Origin of the sequence: Klebsiella sp. 141251, from assembly GCF_050600725.1 — a bacterium.
Classification (GTDB): domain Bacteria; phylum Pseudomonadota; class Gammaproteobacteria; order Enterobacterales; family Enterobacteriaceae; genus Klebsiella; species Klebsiella aerogenes.
Genome location: NZ_JAQIRG010000007.1, coordinates 124,474 through 140,439, shown reverse-complemented (window position 1 = coordinate 140,439; position 15,966 = coordinate 124,474). Strand labels below are relative to the sequence as shown.

Below are 15,966 nucleotides of genomic sequence, written 5' to 3'. Positions count from 1 at the left end.
TTTAGCGGTGGGGGGATTTATTTATGTATGCAGGTAATTTATCGATTAATTAACCGCGTGGTATGAGCGGGAATTGCCGCGATTAATTGTCAGCACCCCTTGCTATTTAAAAGAAGAATAACCATTTAGTTATTGCGACTTTAATCGCGCACTAATGATGTGTACACTAACACCCGGTGTTATCAACGAGCGGCTGCAGGTGAGGGCGGTTCAATAGATAGACGGGCGTACTCATATTTTCGCAGAGTGAAGCGGGAGCTGAGCCACAACTCGTTGATAATTATGATTATATTGTTTTGTATGTGCTCTTTCGTGTGGGGCACCACTGCAAATAAGGACATAAAATGCCTGTAATTACGCTTCCTGATGGCAGCCAACGCCATTTCGACCACGCAGTTAGCCCGATGGATGTTGCTCTGGATATCGGTCCAGGCCTGGCGAAAGCCACCATCGCCGGACGTGTTAACGGTGAGCTGGTTGATGCCTGCGACCCGATCGAAAATGATTCCACGCTTTCTATTATCACCGCAAAAGATGAAGACGGTCTGGAGATCATTCGTCACTCCTGCGCGCACCTGTTAGGTCATGCGATCAAGCAGCTGTGGCCGAACACTAAAATGGCCATTGGCCCGGTTGTCGACAACGGTTTTTACTATGATGTCGATCTGGACCACACCCTGACTCAGGAAGACATCGACGCGCTCGAAAAACGTATGCACGAGCTCGCCGAGAAAAACTACGATGTCATCAAGAAGAAAGTCAGCTGGCACGAAGCGCGTGAAACCTTCGTGAAGCGCGGCGAAACCTATAAAGTTTCCATTCTTGACGAAAACATCGGCCATGATGACAAGCCAGGCTTGTATCATCACGAAGAATATATCGATATGTGCCGTGGCCCGCACGTACCGAATATGCGTTTCTGCCATCACTTCAAACTGATGAAAACCGCTGGCGCGTACTGGCGTGGCGACAGCAACAATAAAATGTTGCAGCGTATCTACGGTACCGCGTGGGCAGATAAAAAAGCGCTGAACGCCTACCTGCAGCGTCTGGAAGAAGCCGCTAAGCGTGACCACCGTAAAATCGGGAAACAGCTAGACCTGTATCATATGCAGGAAGAAGCGCCGGGTATGGTGTTCTGGCACAATGACGGCTGGACCATCTTCCGTGAACTGGAAACTTTCGTTCGCTCGAAGCTGAAAGAGTATCAGTATCAGGAAGTCAAAGGCCCGTTCATGATGGACCGTGTGCTGTGGGAAAAAACCGGCCACTGGGACAACTACAAAGATGCGATGTTCACCACCTCTTCTGAGAACCGTGAATACTGCATTAAGCCGATGAACTGCCCGGGTCACGTGCAGATCTTCAACCAGGGGTTGAAATCTTACCGCGATCTGCCGCTGCGTATGGCTGAATTCGGTAGCTGCCACCGTAATGAGCCGTCGGGTGCGCTGCATGGTCTGATGCGCGTTCGCGGCTTTACTCAGGATGATGCGCATATCTTCTGTACTGAAGATCAGGTTCGCGATGAAGTGAACGCCTGTATTCGTATGGTTTATGATATGTACAGCACCTTTGGCTTCGAGAAAATCGTCGTCAAGCTGTCTACTCGCCCGGAAAAACGTATCGGTAGCGATGAGACTTGGGATCGCGCGGAAGCGGATCTGGCGGTGGCGCTGGAAGAAAACAACATCCCATTTGAATATCAACTGGGCGAAGGGGCGTTCTACGGCCCGAAAATTGAATTTACCCTGTATGACTGCCTCGATCGTGCATGGCAGTGCGGTACTGTACAGCTGGACTTCTCCCTGCCGCAGCGTTTAAGCGCCTCTTATGTTGGCGAAAACAACGAGCGTCAGGTACCGGTAATGATTCACCGCGCGATTCTCGGCTCGCTGGAGCGCTTCATCGGCATCCTGACCGAAGAGTTCGCTGGCTTCTTCCCAACCTGGCTTGCGCCAGTGCAGGTAGTGGTCATGAATATTACTGATTCTCAGTCTGAATACGTTAACGAATTGACGCGTAAACTACAAAATGCGGGCATTCGCGTAAAAGCGGACTTGAGAAATGAGAAGATTGGCTTTAAAATCCGCGAGCACACTTTACGTCGTGTCCCGTATATGTTGGTCTGTGGCGACAAAGAAGTCGAAGCCGGCAAAGTGGCCGTGCGTACCCGTCGCGGTAAAGACCTCGGCAGCATGGACGTAAATGAAGTGATCGAGAAGCTGCAACAAGAGATTCGCAGCCGCAGTCTTCAACAACTGGAGGAATAAGGTATTAAAGGCGGAAAACGAGTTCAAACGGCACGTCCGAATCGTATTAATGGCGAGATTCGCGCCCAGGAAGTTCGCTTAACTGGTCTGGAAGGTGAGCAGCTGGGTATTGTGAGTCTGAGAGAAGCTATCGAAAAGGCTGAAGAGGCTGGAGTAGATTTAGTTGAAATCAGCCCTAACGCCGAACCGCCAGTTTGTCGTATCATGGACTACGGCAAGTTCCTTTATGAAAAGAGTAAGTCTTCTAAGGAACAGAAGAAGAAGCAGAAAGTTATCCAGGTTAAGGAAATTAAATTCCGCCCTGGTACTGATGAAGGTGACTATCAGGTAAAACTCCGCAGCCTGATTCGCTTTCTCGAAGATGGCGATAAGGCCAAGATCACGCTGCGTTTCCGCGGTCGTGAGATGGCCCACCAGCAGATCGGTATGGAAGTGCTTAATCGCGTGAAAGACGATCTGGTTGAACTGGCAGTAGTCGAATCCTTCCCAACGAAGATCGAAGGCCGCCAGATGATCATGGTGCTCGCTCCGAAGAAGAAACAGTAAGGCCATCAAGTAACATTCCGGTGGGCTTCGGCTCACTGGTTTGTTCGCCTTTGTTTCGTTTATTAACAATGCGAAGTGGAAGTTATTAAAATGCCAAAAATTAAGACCGTACGCGGTGCTGCAAAGCGCTTCAAAAAAACCGGTAAAGGTGGTTTTAAGCACAAGCACGCTAACCTGCGTCACATTCTGACCAAAAAAGCTACCAAGCGTAAACGTCACCTGCGTCCGAAAGCCATGGTTTCCAAAGGCGATCTGGGCCTGGTAATCGCGTGCCTGCCGTACGCATAAGTCGTTAACCCTTTTAACTTTTTAATTAGAATAGATACAGGAGAGCACATATGGCTCGCGTAAAACGTGGTGTAGTTGCCCGTGCACGTCACAAGAAAATTTTGAAACAAGCTAAAGGTTACTACGGTGCGCGTTCTCGCGTATACCGCGTTGCCTTCCAGGCTGTTATCAAAGCTGGTCAGTACGCTTATCGTGACCGTCGTCAGAAAAAGCGTCAGTTCCGCCAACTGTGGATTGCGCGTATCAACGCAGCAGCACGTCAGAACGGTATTTCTTACAGCAAATTCATCAACGGCCTGAAAAAAGCCTCTGTTGAAATCGACCGTAAGATCCTGGCTGACATCGCCGTATTCGACAAATTAGCGTTCACCGCTCTGGTCGAAAAAGCGAAAGCAGCTCTGGCATAAGCCAGTTGAAAGAGGGAGCTTGTCTCCCTCTTTTCGTTTCAACACTATCAATACATTGACTTTTATCCGTGCAGGCTTTTCAATACAGGTCTGACATTTCTTACCAGACAAGGTAATGCAAGCATGAATGCTGCTATTTTCCGCTTCTTTTTTTACTTTAGCACCTGAACTCAGGAGGCTAGCGCGTGAAAGAAGAAACGGAAAACAGCGCCAGAAAGCCTCCCCTGTGGAGGCTTTTTTCGTATATAGATTCGGGATATTTATTTCACTAAAACCGGTGTCTGCACCGACATAATGAGGAAAACCATGTCACATCTCGCAGAGCTGGTTGCCAGTGCCAAGGCAGCCATTAACGAGGCATCAGATGTTGCCGCGCTGGACAACGTCCGCGTTGAATATCTGGGTAAAAAAGGGCATCTGACCCTGCAAATGACCACCCTGCGTGAGTTGCCGCCGGAAGAGCGTCCGGCAGCGGGTGCGGTCATTAACGAAGCGAAAGAGCAGGTGCAGCAGGCGCTGAACGCGCGTAAGGCTGAGCTGGAAGGCGCCGCGCTCAATGCCCGTCTGGCCGCAGAGACCATCGACGTTTCGCTGCCGGGTCGCCGCATCGAAAATGGTGGTTTGCATCCGGTTACCCGCACTATCGACCGTATCGAAAACTTCTTCGGCGAACTCGGCTTCACCGTGGCGACTGGCCCGGAAATCGAAGATGATTATCATAACTTCGATGCGCTGAACATTCCGGGTCACCATCCGGCGCGCGCTGACCACGATACCTTCTGGTTCGATGCGACCCGTCTGCTGCGTACTCAGACTTCTGGCGTACAGATCCGCACCATGGAAAACCAGCAGCCGCCAATTCGTATTATCGCGCCGGGCCGCGTCTATCGTAACGATTACGATCAGACCCACACCCCGATGTTCCATCAGATGGAAGGTCTGATTGTCGATAAGAACATCAGCTTCACCAATCTGAAGGGTACCCTGCACGATTTCCTGAATAACTTCTTCGAAGAAGATCTGCAGGTACGATTCCGTCCGTCCTACTTCCCGTTCACCGAACCGTCTGCAGAAGTTGACGTTATGGGTAAAAACGGTAAATGGCTGGAAGTACTGGGCTGCGGCATGGTGCACCCGAACGTTCTGCGTAACGTCGGCATCGATCCGGAAGTTTACTCCGGCTTCGCCTTCGGCATGGGCATGGAGCGTCTGACCATGCTGCGTTATGGCGTGACCGATTTGCGCGCATTCTTCGAAAACGATCTGCGTTTCCTCAAACAGTTTAAATAAGGGCAGGACAGAACAATGAAATTCAGTGAACTGTGGTTACGCGAATGGGTTAACCCGGCGATCGACAGCGAAGCGCTGTCCGATCAGATTACCATGGCGGGCCTGGAAGTTGACGGCATTGAGCCGGTTGCCGGTAGCTTCAACGGCGTGGTCGTCGGTGAAGTGGTCGAGTGCGGCCAGCATCCGAATGCTGACAAACTGCGCGTTACTAAAGTCAATGTCGGCGGCGAGCGTCTGCTGGATATCGTCTGCGGCGCGCCAAACTGCCGTCAGGGGCTGAAGGTGGCCGTCGCGACCATTGGCGCCGTACTGCCGGGCGATTTTAAAATTAAAGCGGCGAAACTGCGCGGCGAACCGTCGGAAGGGATGCTGTGCTCTTTCTCCGAGCTGGGTATTTCCGACGACCATAGCGGTATCATCGAACTGCCGGTCGATGCGCCGATCGGTACCGATATTCGCGAATACCTCAAGCTTGACGATAACACCATTGAAATCAGCGTTACGCCAAACCGCGCCGACTGCCTGGGTATCATCGGCGTGGCGCGCGATGTCGCTGTGCTGAACAAAGCGCCGTTGAACGCGCCGGAAATCACTCCGGTTGCCGCCACCATCGATGACGTGCTGCCGATTCAGGTTGACGCGCCGCAGGCGTGCCCGCGCTATCTGGGCCGCGTGGTGAAAGGCATCAACGTCAAAGCGCCAACCCCGCTGTGGATGAAAGAGAAACTGCGTCGCTGCGGTATCCGCTCCATCGATGCGGTGGTTGATGTGACCAACTACGTGCTGCTTGAGCTGGGCCAGCCGATGCACGCCTTTGACCGCGACCGCATTGACGGCGGTATCGTGGTGCGGATGGCGAAAGAGGGCGAAACGCTGGTGCTGCTGGACGGCTCTGAAGCTAAGCTCGACAGCGATACGCTGGTCATTGCTGACCATAATAAAGCGCTGGCGATGGGCGGTATCTTCGGCGGCGAACATTCCGGCGTTAACGACGAAACCCAGAACGTGCTGCTGGAATGCGCGTTCTTCAGCCCGCTGTCTATCACCGGTCGCGCGCGCCGTCATGGCCTGCACACCGATGCATCCCACCGCTACGAGCGCGGCGTCGACCCGGCCCTGCAGTATAAAGCGCTGGAGCGTGCAACCCGTCTGCTGATCGACCTGTGCGGCGGTGAAGCCGGTCCGATTATCGATGTGACCAACGAAGAGACGCTGCCAAAACGCGCCACCATCACCCTGCGCCGCAGCAAGCTGGATCGCCTGATTGGCCATCATATTGATGACGCGCAGGTGAGCGATATTCTGCAGCGCCTGGGCTGCGAAGTGACCGTTGGTCAGGACGAGTGGCAGGCCGTTGCGCCAAGCTGGCGTTTCGATATGGAGATCGAAGAAGACCTGGTTGAAGAAGTGGCCCGTGTCTACGGCTACAACAACATTCCTGACGAGCCGGTACAGGCGGGTCTGATCATGGGTACTCACCGTGAAGCGGACCTGTCGCTGAAGCGCGTGAAAACGCTGCTTAACGACAAAGGTTATCAGGAAGTCATTACCTACAGCTTTGTTGACCCGAAAGTACAGCAGCTAATCCATGCCGGTGAAGAAGCGCTGATTCTGCCAAGCCCGATCTCCAGTGAAATGTCGGCGATGCGCCTGTCGCTGTGGACCGGTCTGTTGGGCACCGTCGTCTACAACCAGAACCGCCAACAGAGCCGCGTACGCATCTTTGAGAGCGGTCTGCGCTTCGTGCCGGATACGCAGGCGCCGCTGGGCATTCGTCAGGATGTGATGCTGGCCGGGGTGATTAGCGGTAACCGCTACGAAGAGCACTGGAACCTGGCAAAAGAAACCGTCGATTTCTATGATTTGAAAGGCGATCTGGAATCTGTTCTTGACCTGACCGGTAAATTAGCCGATATCGAATTCCGCGCAGAAGCGGCTACCGCACTGCATCCGGGACAATCCGCGGCGATTTATCTGAAAGGTGAACGCATTGGTTTCATTGGGGTTGTTCATCCGGAACTGGAACGTAAACTGGATCTCAACGGCCGCACTCTGGTGTTTGAAATTGAGTGGAACAAGCTTGCAGACCGCGTGGTGCCTCAGGCGCGCGAAATTTCCCGCTTCCCGGCGAACCGTCGCGATATCGCGGTACTGGTCGCGGAAAACGTCCCTGCAGCCGATGTTTTGGCCGAATGTAAGAAAGTTGGCGTAAATCAGGTAGTTGGCGTAAACTTATTTGACGTGTACCGTGGTAAGGGTGTGGCGGAAGGCTTTAAGAGCCTTGCGATTAGCCTGATCCTTCAGGATACCAGCCGTACACTCGAAGAAGAGGAGATTGCCGCTACCGTTGCCAAATGTGTAGAGGCATTAAGAGAGCGATTCCAGGCATCATTGAGGGATTGAACCTATGGCGCTTACAAAAGCTGAAATGTCAGAATATCTGTTTGATAAGCTTGGGCTTAGCAAGCGGGATGCCAAAGAACTGGTAGAGTTGTTTTTCGAAGAGATCCGTCGTGCTCTGGAAAACGGAGAACAGGTAAAACTCTCCGGGTTTGGCAACTTCGATTTGCGTGATAAGAACCAACGCCCGGGACGTAACCCGAAAACGGGGGAAGATATTCCCATTACAGCCCGGCGTGTGGTGACCTTCAGACCCGGACAGAAGTTAAAAAGCCGTGTCGAAAACGCTTCACCCAGAGAGAAATAATCTGGACTGACTAATTAAAAAGGCCGCTATGCGGCCTTTTTTCTTACCTAATTTATCTTACGCTTTTAGGGCGGTGACCATGATCTCCACCAGAATATCTGGCCGCGCCATCTCGGCCTGAACGGCTGCCCGCGCCGGGCTATGGCCTTCCGGCATCCACTTCACCCAGACCTCATTAAACGCCGCAAAATCGCGTGAGATATCTTTAAGCCAGATTTGTGCGGAAAGGATGTGCTGCTTGTCGCTATCGGCCGCGGCCAGCAGGGCGTCGATCTTCTCCAGTACTTCGCGGGTTTGCAGCGCAATATCATCAGTGCTGCTTTTCGGCGTTTGGCCGGAGAGGAACACCAGATTGCCATATTCGACGCTGGCGGAAAGTCGGGGTTGCGGATTATTACGTATAATTGTCATGCGGATTGTTTCCATGTCAGACCATCTAAAGAAATTGCCGGCGCTTCGCCATCGAGGAGCGCTCCCAGCACCACGGCGCTGCCGGCCGCGAGCGTAAATCCAAGGCTACCTTGGCCGAGATTCATCCACAGATTCTGGTATCCGGCGCGCCCCAGCATCGGTGGGCCCGCGGGCGTCGACGGACGCATACCGGTCCAGGCTTCGGCCTCATCCAGCCCCTGCAGATCGGGAAAGCTGCTAGCGACGATTTTCTTCAGCGCATGAACGCGGCTATCACGTAGTTCATCCCCGTCGTAGCCGATATCCACCATCGCCGCGATGCGCAACTGTTCTCCCAGGCGGGCGTAAACGATTTTGTGTCCGTAGTCGGTCACGCTGATATCCGGCGCGATCCCGGCCTCTTTAGGGTAGGGAAGGGTCAGGCTGTATCCCTTCAGCGCGCACAGCGGCACGCGCACGCCCAGATGACCCAGCAGCGGGCCGCTACCGTTGCCGGCGGCGACGACATAATCATCGCCGGTTATCGTACCGCGGCTGGTCTCAAGCGAACTGATGCGCCCGTCGCGTTTATTGAGCTTGAGCACCTCGCAGTGGGTGAGCAGGCTGAAGTTGCTGCTGGCATTGAGTTTGTCGAGCAGGGCGAGACAGAATTTATGGCAGTCTGCCGTTTCATCTCCCGGTGAATAAATCCCGCCCTGTAGCGAATGGCTGATGTGTTTCAGCGCCGGTTCCAGCTGCAGGCAGGCCTCGGCGCTTAGCGCATGCTGGTACTGCGGATTCATTCCTTTCGCCGCTTTATGAAAGTCATATTCCCGGCGATGGATAATAAGTTTGCCGCTACGCCGCCAGTGAAAATCGGCAAGATTATCTTCATCAAGCCACGACTGCATGACCTGACGACTGAGCAGGGATAAGCGCAAAATATGATCGCCGTTAATTTTGTTGCTTTGGCTATTGCAGGCACGCAGAAACTGCAACAGCCAGCGCCACTGCTGGAAAGACATTTGCAGGCGCATATTCAGCGGCGAATCGGCTTTGCCCATCCATTTAATTCCCTGCAGGGGGACGCCGCGGTCGGCAAGCGGCGCGACGTAGCGGTAGCTTAGCTGCCCGCCGTTGGCAAAGCTGGTGGCGCTGCCCGGCTCGGCGTTGCGCTCCAGCAGTTGAACCTGGTGTCCGCTCTTAATTAATACCCAGGCGGTGGCCAGTCCCACCACGCCGCCGCCGATAATCACAATGCGTTTTTTCATAACCTGATATATCCACCGCTGATAAATATCTTGCGGTTATGTCAAAGCATTTACCCTTGCGGCGCAATTGACTTTTTATGGTCAGGGTATAACTGCAGGTTAATTTCTTTGAGCTGTTGACGCAGCTGTCGACACAGAAAATCGACAAATTTCTGCGTGATTGGGCTGAGCGAAACATCGGCGCGACGCAGCAGGCAAAGGTTAATTTTCATCGGCGGCGTAATGGGGTGAATCATTTCCGGCGACAGATTATGCCGCGCCGAGAAAATATCGGTAATGCTGCAGCCGATGCCGCGCTTCACGAACTCGGTGGCCATGTAATAGGTCTGCACGTTAAGCCGGGTGGTGGAAAAGTCACGGCGAGTGGCGATGGCGGCAGAGAGCGAATGCGGCCCCGGCGAGATCCAGCGCTGCTGATCGATCTCCTTGATGTCCACCGCGCCTTGCCGGTAGTCGCGGTCGATATAGACCAGCGGCACTTCGGCAATCAGGGTGGTGATGATCTCCCCCTGCTGGACCGGCTGCAGCGTCAGCGCTAAATCTATTTCGCGTAGATCCAATTTCTTGACCAACGTCTCAGTATGCTCGGTGGTTAAGGTCATCACCAGATTACTGTTTTGCTGATAAAAATCGGTCACCAGCTCCGGCACCAGGCTTAATCCGAGGCTTGGTAAACAGCCTAAGGCGATCTTGGCGCGCGGGTCGCGGGCCAGATTATCGGCCAGCAGGCGCAGGTTATCGAGATCCTGATAAATGCTCTGCGCCTTTTCAAAAAGTGTGAGCGCTTCGCTACTCGGCAGCAGCTTGCCTCGTACCCGCTGAAACAGCTTAAAGCCGAGCTTAAGCTCGGCGTTTTTTAACGCTTTACTGGCGGCCGGCTGGGAGATATTCAGCGATTCCGCCGCGCGTGAGAGAGAGCCGCAAGTCATCACGGCGTAGAAGATTTCCAGATGGCGCAGTTTCATGAACAGTTAACTCAGGGTTATAGCTTGCCGATAAAAAGTCATTTTCCACTAACACTAAATTAACATAAATTTAATCGCCAATCAGCGCTTCGGTTACATATTGCGCTGCTGGTACCGTCTTCAGGCGGTCTTTTACGTTCTCAGAACCATTCCCTTTGTACCCTGCAAACCCTCAGGCCATGAAGCCAATAATGATAACGAGGGGGGATATTTTCTGAGCAGGCCCGAATACGCCAACCTGCAATTGCGGTCGGTTTTAATGGCTTTAAGGAGTTATATGAGTGACTCAACGCTCGCTGGCAATACCCTCGCCAGACGAAATATCACGAGAAAAAACGTTGTTATTGGCCTGTTATTGGTGCTTTTTGTGTTAACCGCGTGGTGGTGCCATGGCCGCCCGAGCAGTGAACTCGGCCTGTTGGGCTTTACGCCATTAGTGGCGTTAGCGGTGCTGTCGCTGGTCGGCGTCGATATTGTGTTGGCGGTGATTTCTTCGATTATCATCGCCATGATTATGACCTCGACCGGGTTGCCGGAAATGGGCACCATGCTGGCGAAATCCACCGGTTCGTTTATTGCCACCGTCGGGTTAATTATTATGCTCGGCGCCGGCGTGGGTGAAGTCGCCACCCGTACCGGCGCCGCGGTTGAGTTAGTGAAATTTGTGGTTCACCGCATCGGCCTTTCCAGCCAGACGCGGGTGAAGTTCGGCATCGTTGTATCTTCGATTTTAATCTGCGGCTCGCTGGGCACAATGGCCGGTGGTAACGCGATTATCGTCGCGGTGATCATCCCGGTGGCGGCTGCGGTACGCTTAACGCCGCCGACGGTGGCTGCGCTGATGATGACCGCCGGTTCGGTGGGGTTGTTTACCGGGCCGTTTACGCCCAGTACCGTCACCATCCTGAGCCTCGGCGGATTGAGCTATCCTGATTATCTGCTGTACGTTGGCCTGCCGATGAGCGCAGTCACGTTATTGGCCGGCTGGGTGATGGCGGGGCGGATCCAGAAGATGACCGAAGGTAAACTGCGCTATGAAGTCGATCTCACGGAGAAGCCAACAGAAGCACTGAGCGCCGCGCAGCTGCGTCGGCGTAAGCTTAGCGCGCTGGCTTTCGCGGCAACGATTATTGTAATGGCGGTCATTGGCGTGGTGATCAAAGCCGGATTCAGCTTTGCGATTATCGTGATGCTGCTGGTGGCCCTGATTACCGGGCTGGTGGGCGGCCTGCGCCCGACGCAGATCCTGCAGGCGCTGTACCACGGTTGTGGCCGTCTGGTGTGGATGTTTATTCTCTACTGGCTGTATAACCCGATCCTGGAGCTGATGGATGGCCTTCATGCCTATCAGGGGCTGCTCGACTATACCCAGCCGCTGCTGGAAGGCATTTCGCCTGCCTGGCTGTGCTTTTGCATCTTCGCTTTCAATATTATTGGTCACGTACCGGGGGCGGCGGTGGCGCAGATGACCTTCACCCACAAAATTTTCGGCCCGATGCTGATGGCCGCCGGCGTACCGCCGCAGGGAACCACTGCGGTGCTGCTGGCCTCTTCGCAGGTCGACTGGTTTGGCCCATTCCCCTCTTCGGATATGTTCGGTCAGATGGGGCTGGCGCAGTCTACCCATCTGAAATACATGCTGTATAACGGCTGGGCGATTGTGGTGGCGAATATCATTCTCTTCGCGCTACTGTTCCAGATACTGGTGTAACTTCCGTTTTCACGCAGGCGTCCTGGCGAGCACTGACGTCTGCGTGAAGATTGCTCTGCGTTTTTCCTTTTCTCCCCGCCATCGCCACCGTAAAATCAATCACCTCGCTCACTTGCCTCCGGGACTTATGCAGACCTTCGTCGATATTCAACAGCGCCATAACCGTCGTTGGCTAACCGCCTTAACGCTGATTCTGCTCGTCACATTGACTATTAGCCTGTGCGCCGGTGACCAGTGGATCCCGCCGCAGGAGTGGTTTAGCGCCAAAGGCGAGCTGTTTATCTGGCAAATCCGCCTGCCGCGCACGCTGGCGGTGCTGTTAGTGGGGGCGGCGCTGGCGCTTTCCGGGGCGATCATGCAGGCGCTGTTTGAAAACCCGTTGGCGGAACCGGGTCTGCTGGGCGTTTCTAACGGTGCGGGCGTTGGGCTGATTGCCGCCGTGCTGTTAGGCCACGGCGTGTTACCCATGTGGGCGCTGGGGCTGTGCGCCATTGCCGGCGCGCTGCTGATTACCTTTATTCTGCTCCGTTTCGCCCGGCGCCACCTGTCCACCAGCCGTCTGCTGCTGGCGGGCGTGGCGCTCGGCATTATTTGTAGCGCGTTGATGACCTGGGCGGTCTATTTCTCAACCTCTTTTGACCTGCGCCAGCTGATGTACTGGATGATGGGGGGTTTTGGCGGCGTCGACTGGCAGCAGCTGTGGCTGATGCTGGCGCTAATACCGGTGCTGCTGTGGGTATGCTGGCAGTCGCAGCCGCTGAACCTACTGGCGTTGGGCGAAGTCTCGGCGCGTCAGCTCGGCCTGCCGCTGTGGTTATGGCGAAAACTACTGGTGGTGGCCACCGGCTGGCTGGTCGGCGTCAGCGTGGCGCTGGCGGGGGCGATTGGCTTTATTGGTCTGGTGATCCCGCATATTTTGCGCCTGTGCGGCCTGAGCGATCATCGGGTGCTGCTTCCCGCCTGCCTGTTAGCTGGCGCCAGCGCGCTGCTCGGCGCCGATATCATCGCCCGTCTGGCGTTATCGGCGGCGGAATTACCGATCGGCGTGGTGACGGCGACGCTGGGGGCGCCGGTGTTCATCTGGTTGCTGCTGCGTTCGGGGCGACGGGGGTAGGGAGACGCCGTCATAGTGGACGGCGTCGGGTGACGATTACCAGCCTTTGATGGCATCGCCTTTATAGACTTCCTGCGCTTTATCGGCGACTTCCCTGGTCTGGAAGGCCTCTTTCAGCTCCTGAATTTTCTTGCTGTCTTTATTATCCTCGCGCGACACGATCGCATTCACATAAGGTGAATCCGGGCCTTCCATAAACAGGCCATCGCGGGCGGCGGATAAACCGACCTGCGCCGAGAAATTAGTGTTGATGATGGCAAGCGTAACGTTCGGATCGTCGAGCGTACGGGTCAGCTGCGGAGTATCGACTTCAACAATCTTCAGATGTTTCGGATTATCGATGATATCCAGCGTGGTGGGCAGATAGCCGACGCCATCTTTCAGCTTGATTAATCCTTGTGCCTGTAACAGCAGCAGGCTGCGGCCGAGGGTGGTGGTTTCGTTAGAGATAGAGACGGTCGCGCCGTCAGGCAGTTCGCTGATATTTTTGATTTTGCGCGAATAGGCGGCAATCGGGAAGACGAACGTTTTACCGACGATAGCGAATTTATAGCCGCGCTCTTTCGACTGCGCCTCGAGATAGGGCAGCGTCTGGAAGGCGTTAGCATCGACATCTTTATTATTTAACGCTTCATTCGGCAACACGTAATCATTGAAAGAGATAACCTCAACGTCAAGGTTATATTTGTCTTTTGCTACCTGCTCCACGACTTTCCAGATAGCTTCATCCGGGCCGGTATTGATCGCGACTTTAACCTTATTGTTATCGTCCGGAGAGCAGGCGGATAACAGCGCCACCGATGTGGCGATTAACACCGAGCTTAATAACTTCTTCATCTCTAAAAACTCTCATAAATTAACAAGTAACGAAACACTATTACATACTTTTCACACTGTACACTGATTTGTCCGCTGCGGATATTGAGAGGAATTCATGTTGTCGTCGGCAAGCGCAGCGCTGTCACATCAAGCGACATTTGCCCGCGAATCAAAGTAGAATCAAGCGCGTTGAATCCGCTACAGTAGATAGGGATCTCCTTAACCTGCATTATTGACTGAGGGAAGGCTATGCAACACGACATTCTTAATACCGAAGTGACGACCATCGATGGCGAAAAAACCACCCTGGCGGCGTACGCCGGAAAGGTGCTGCTGATCGTCAACGTGGCCTCAAAATGCGGCCTCACGCCGCAGTATGAGCAACTGGAAGCGCTGCAAGAAGAGTTTGCCCCGCAGGGATTCAGCGTCCTTGGCTTCCCTTGTAATCAGTTTCTCGGCCAGGAGCCGGGCAGCGAAGAAGAGATTAAAACGTTCTGTAGCGTGACCTACGGCGTCACCTTCCCGCTGTTCAGTAAAATTGACGTCAACGGCGAACATCGCGCGCCGCTGTATCAAAAATTGATTGCCGCCGCGCCGAAGGCCGTCGCGCCAGAAGGGAGCGGTTTCTATGAGCGGATGGCCAGTAAAGGCCGCGCGCCGCTGTACGTTGACGATATCCTGTGGAACTTTGAAAAATTCCTCGTGGGCCGCGATGGTCAGGTGATTCAGCGTTTCTCGCCGGATATGACGCCGGACGACCCGCAGCTGCTGGCTGCGGTAAAAGGAGCGCTAGCGCAATAATGCCGTTTTTGATGCAGCTACAGGATGTAGCGGAAGCGGGGCGGCTGTCGCCGTTTACCGCTGACGTTCGGCCCGGAGAGATAGTCCATCTGGTGGGGCCGAACGGCGCGGGCAAAAGTACCCTGCTGGCGCGGATGGCCGGGCTGACCGCCGGCCCTGGTCTGATTACGCTTAACCAGCGGGCGCTGGATCAGTGGCCCGCGGCGGAGCTTGCCCGCCATCGCGCCTATCTGAGTCAGCAACAACTTCCGCCCTTTGCGATGCCGGTGTGGCACTATCTGTCGTTACATATGCAAGACAGCGCCCCTCAGGGGGTGCTCAACGAGATAGCCGGGCAACTGGGGTTAAGCGATAAGCTGGGGCGTCAGGTTAACCAGATCTCCGGCGGCGAGTGGCAGCGGGTGCGTCTGGCGGCGGTGATCCTGCAGATTCACCGCCGCGCGAATCCCGCCGGGCAGCTGTTATTGTTAGATGAACCGATGAACAGCCTCGATGTCGCGCAGCAGGCGGCGCTGGATAGCGTGCTGGCGTCGCTGAGCGCGCTGGGGATCGCTATCGTGATGAGCAGCCACGATCTCAACCATACGCTGCGTCATGCGCAGAGGGCGTGGCTCATTTGTGAGGGGCGGATGATTGCCTGCGGAGAAACGTATGAGGTGTTAAGTGAAGAGAATTTGACCGCCGCTTATCATATCGCGTTTCAGCGGGTGGAAGTCGCGGGTCATCTCATGCTCGTGGCGTCACAGTAGCGGTTAAGGATCTTGCCTGTAAGCCGCTAAACAGGCTAAATTATTTCAATAACAGGACAGGGAACAGAGGAATCGTCTGAGATGCGTGTGTGGTTCATTTTTATTGCGGCGATGGTGCTGGCAGGCTGTAGCAGCCACCGGGCGCCGCCGCCGAATCCACGGCTGGCTGATTCCATTACCGTGGTAGCGAATCTCAATGAGCAATTGCGTAACTGGCGTGGGGCGCCGTACCGCTATGGCGGCATGACGCCGCGCGGCGTCGACTGCTCTGGCTTTGTGGTACGCACGTTCCGCGATAAATTCGCCATGCAGCTGCCGCGGGAAACTCGTGAGCAGGCGGAAATCGGCACCCGCATTGATAAAAGCGATCTGTTGCCCGGCGATCTGGTGTTCTTCAAAACCGGCTCCGGCGAAAGCGGCCTGCACGTCGGTATCTATGATACCGACAATCAATTTATTCACGCCTCCACCAGCCAGGGCGTTACCCGCTCGTCGCTGGACAACGTCTACTGGAACAAGAAATTCTGGCAGGCGAGGCGCATTTAACCCGCATTCGGCGAAAAAAGGGAGCGATGGCTCCCTTTTTTAATTGCCATAACCCTGCAGTTCGCCCGTGTTAATCCCCTGTTTAAGGC

General features: G+C 54.6%; 17 protein-coding genes and 1 other annotated feature. Of the genes, 13 read left to right on the top strand and 4 right to left on the bottom strand.

All coding sequences use genetic code 11. From position 1 onward, the window contains the following. The first annotated feature begins 344 nt into the window (after positions 1-344). From thrS to ihfA, 8 genes are all read left to right on the top strand, one after another. The gene (gene thrS, locus PGR09_RS16945) at positions 345-2,273 is read left to right on the top strand and encodes a threonine--tRNA ligase (RefSeq protein ID WP_045397528.1); all 1,929 of its coding nucleotides are present in this window, start codon (positions 345-347) and stop codon (positions 2,271-2,273) included. A gap of 3 nt (positions 2,274-2,276) precedes the next feature. Next, a complete protein-coding gene (infC, locus tag PGR09_RS16940) occupies positions 2,277-2,819 on the top strand; it encodes a translation initiation factor IF-3 (RefSeq protein WP_004189469.1) in 543 nt (180 codons plus the stop codon). A 90-nt stretch (positions 2,820-2,909) separates the two neighbouring features. After that, positions 2,910-3,107: a 50S ribosomal protein L35 gene (gene rpmI / locus PGR09_RS16935; RefSeq protein WP_001124225.1), complete on the top strand. Its 198-nt coding sequence runs from the start codon at positions 2,910-2,912 to the stop codon at positions 3,105-3,107. Positions 3,108-3,157: 50 nt separating this feature from the next. After that, entirely contained in the window at positions 3,158-3,514 is a 357-nt protein-coding gene (gene rplT / locus PGR09_RS16930) for a 50S ribosomal protein L20 (RefSeq protein ID WP_004102963.1), read from the top strand. A gap of 118 nt (positions 3,515-3,632) precedes the next feature. Continuing rightward, positions 3,633-3,757: a sequence feature (Phe leader region), on the top strand. Continuing rightward, complete coding sequence (gene pheM, locus PGR09_RS16925; protein ID WP_001386830.1) at positions 3,638-3,682, top strand: pheST operon leader peptide PheM; 45 nt, start codon at positions 3,638-3,640, stop codon at positions 3,680-3,682. It overlaps the preceding feature by 45 nt. A gap of 63 nt (positions 3,758-3,820) precedes the next feature. Next, on the top strand, positions 3,821-4,804 hold the full coding sequence (pheS, locus tag PGR09_RS16920) for a phenylalanine--tRNA ligase subunit alpha (RefSeq protein WP_015367044.1): 984 nt from the start codon (positions 3,821-3,823) through the stop codon (positions 4,802-4,804). Between the two features lie 15 nt (positions 4,805-4,819). Continuing rightward, positions 4,820-7,207, top strand: coding sequence for a phenylalanine--tRNA ligase subunit beta (pheT, locus tag PGR09_RS16915; RefSeq protein WP_430916334.1), 2,388 nt, complete (start codon positions 4,820-4,822; stop codon positions 7,205-7,207). 4 nt (positions 7,208-7,211) lie between these two features. After that, positions 7,212-7,511, top strand: coding sequence for an integration host factor subunit alpha (ihfA, locus tag PGR09_RS16910; RefSeq protein ID WP_015367042.1), 300 nt, complete (start codon positions 7,212-7,214; stop codon positions 7,509-7,511). A 57-nt stretch (positions 7,512-7,568) separates the two neighbouring features. Here the strand turns inward: ihfA and PGR09_RS16905 are convergent, their stop codons facing one another. From PGR09_RS16905 to PGR09_RS16895, 3 genes are read right to left on the bottom strand one after another with little or no spacing between them, the layout of a single operon-like run. Continuing rightward, the gene (locus PGR09_RS16905) at positions 7,569-7,922 is read right to left on the bottom strand and encodes a RidA family protein (RefSeq protein WP_430916332.1); all 354 of its coding nucleotides are present in this window, start codon (positions 7,920-7,922) and stop codon (positions 7,569-7,571) included. Next, positions 7,919-9,184 (bottom strand): D-amino acid dehydrogenase, encoded by a 1,266-nt coding sequence (locus PGR09_RS16900; RefSeq protein WP_325897858.1) that lies wholly within the window; start codon positions 9,182-9,184, stop codon positions 7,919-7,921. The genes PGR09_RS16905 and PGR09_RS16900 overlap by 4 nt, the downstream gene beginning before the upstream one ends. 38 nt (positions 9,185-9,222) lie before the next feature. Beyond that, positions 9,223-10,137, bottom strand: a complete 915-nt coding sequence (locus tag PGR09_RS16895) for a LysR family transcriptional regulator (RefSeq protein ID WP_045396052.1) — start codon at positions 10,135-10,137, stop codon at positions 9,223-9,225. 277 nt (positions 10,138-10,414) lie between these two features. Between PGR09_RS16895 and PGR09_RS16890 the strand changes: the two genes are divergently transcribed. Next, positions 10,415-11,848 (top strand): gluconate:proton symporter, encoded by a 1,434-nt coding sequence (locus tag PGR09_RS16890; RefSeq protein ID WP_045396055.1) that lies wholly within the window; start codon positions 10,415-10,417, stop codon positions 11,846-11,848. 127 nt (positions 11,849-11,975) lie between these two features. Beyond that, a complete protein-coding gene (btuC, locus tag PGR09_RS16885) occupies positions 11,976-12,962 on the top strand; it encodes a vitamin B12 ABC transporter permease BtuC (protein ID WP_045396058.1) in 987 nt (328 codons plus the stop codon). Positions 12,963-12,998: 36 nt separating this feature from the next. Here the strand turns inward: btuC and PGR09_RS16880 are convergent, their stop codons facing one another. Further along, complete coding sequence (locus PGR09_RS16880; protein ID WP_045362713.1) at positions 12,999-13,799, bottom strand: MetQ/NlpA family ABC transporter substrate-binding protein; 801 nt, start codon at positions 13,797-13,799, stop codon at positions 12,999-13,001. 231 nt (positions 13,800-14,030) lie between these two features. Here PGR09_RS16880 and PGR09_RS16875 point away from each other — a divergent pair, with 231 nt between their 5' ends. The 3 genes from PGR09_RS16875 to PGR09_RS16865 all read left to right on the top strand — a co-directional run bounded on the left by PGR09_RS16875 (position 14,031) and on the right by PGR09_RS16865 (position 15,877). Further along, a complete protein-coding gene (locus tag PGR09_RS16875; protein ID WP_042893936.1) occupies positions 14,031-14,582 on the top strand; it encodes a glutathione peroxidase in 552 nt (183 codons plus the stop codon). Beyond that, positions 14,582-15,331 (top strand): vitamin B12 ABC transporter ATP-binding protein BtuD, encoded by a 750-nt coding sequence (gene btuD / locus PGR09_RS16870; RefSeq protein ID WP_430916331.1) that lies wholly within the window; start codon positions 14,582-14,584, stop codon positions 15,329-15,331. The genes PGR09_RS16875 and btuD overlap by 1 nt, the downstream gene beginning before the upstream one ends. Positions 15,332-15,412: 81 nt before the next feature. Beyond that, positions 15,413-15,877 (top strand): NlpC/P60 family protein, encoded by a 465-nt coding sequence (locus tag PGR09_RS16865; protein ID WP_045396070.1) that lies wholly within the window; start codon positions 15,413-15,415, stop codon positions 15,875-15,877. Positions 15,878-15,966 lie beyond the last annotated feature (89 nt).

Excerpts from the sequence above, each read along its gene's own strand:
- thrS (WP_045397528.1), top strand. The coding sequence starts at position 345 with ATGCCTGTAATTACGCTTCCTGATGGCAGCCAACGCCATTTCGACCAC.
- rpmI (WP_001124225.1), top strand. The coding sequence starts at position 2,910 with ATGCCAAAAATTAAGACCGTACGCGGTGCTGCAAAGCGCTTCAAAAAA.
- rplT (WP_004102963.1), top strand. The coding sequence starts at position 3,158 with ATGGCTCGCGTAAAACGTGGTGTAGTTGCCCGTGCACGTCACAAGAAA.
- pheS (WP_015367044.1), top strand. The coding sequence starts at position 3,821 with ATGTCACATCTCGCAGAGCTGGTTGCCAGTGCCAAGGCAGCCATTAAC.
- pheT (WP_430916334.1), top strand. The coding sequence starts at position 4,820 with ATGAAATTCAGTGAACTGTGGTTACGCGAATGGGTTAACCCGGCGATC.
- ihfA (WP_015367042.1), top strand. The coding sequence starts at position 7,212 with ATGGCGCTTACAAAAGCTGAAATGTCAGAATATCTGTTTGATAAGCTT.
- PGR09_RS16905 (WP_430916332.1), bottom strand. The coding sequence starts at position 7,922 with ATGACAATTATACGTAATAATCCGCAACCCCGACTTTCCGCCAGCGTC.
- PGR09_RS16895 (WP_045396052.1), bottom strand. The coding sequence starts at position 10,137 with ATGAAACTGCGCCATCTGGAAATCTTCTACGCCGTGATGACTTGCGGC.
- PGR09_RS16890 (WP_045396055.1), top strand. The coding sequence starts at position 10,415 with ATGAGTGACTCAACGCTCGCTGGCAATACCCTCGCCAGACGAAATATC.
- btuC (WP_045396058.1), top strand. The coding sequence starts at position 11,976 with ATGCAGACCTTCGTCGATATTCAACAGCGCCATAACCGTCGTTGGCTA.
- PGR09_RS16880 (WP_045362713.1), bottom strand. The coding sequence starts at position 13,799 with ATGAAGAAGTTATTAAGCTCGGTGTTAATCGCCACATCGGTGGCGCTG.
- PGR09_RS16875 (WP_042893936.1), top strand. The coding sequence starts at position 14,031 with ATGCAACACGACATTCTTAATACCGAAGTGACGACCATCGATGGCGAA.
- btuD (WP_430916331.1), top strand. The coding sequence starts at position 14,582 with ATGCCGTTTTTGATGCAGCTACAGGATGTAGCGGAAGCGGGGCGGCTG.
- PGR09_RS16865 (WP_045396070.1), top strand. The coding sequence starts at position 15,413 with ATGCGTGTGTGGTTCATTTTTATTGCGGCGATGGTGCTGGCAGGCTGT.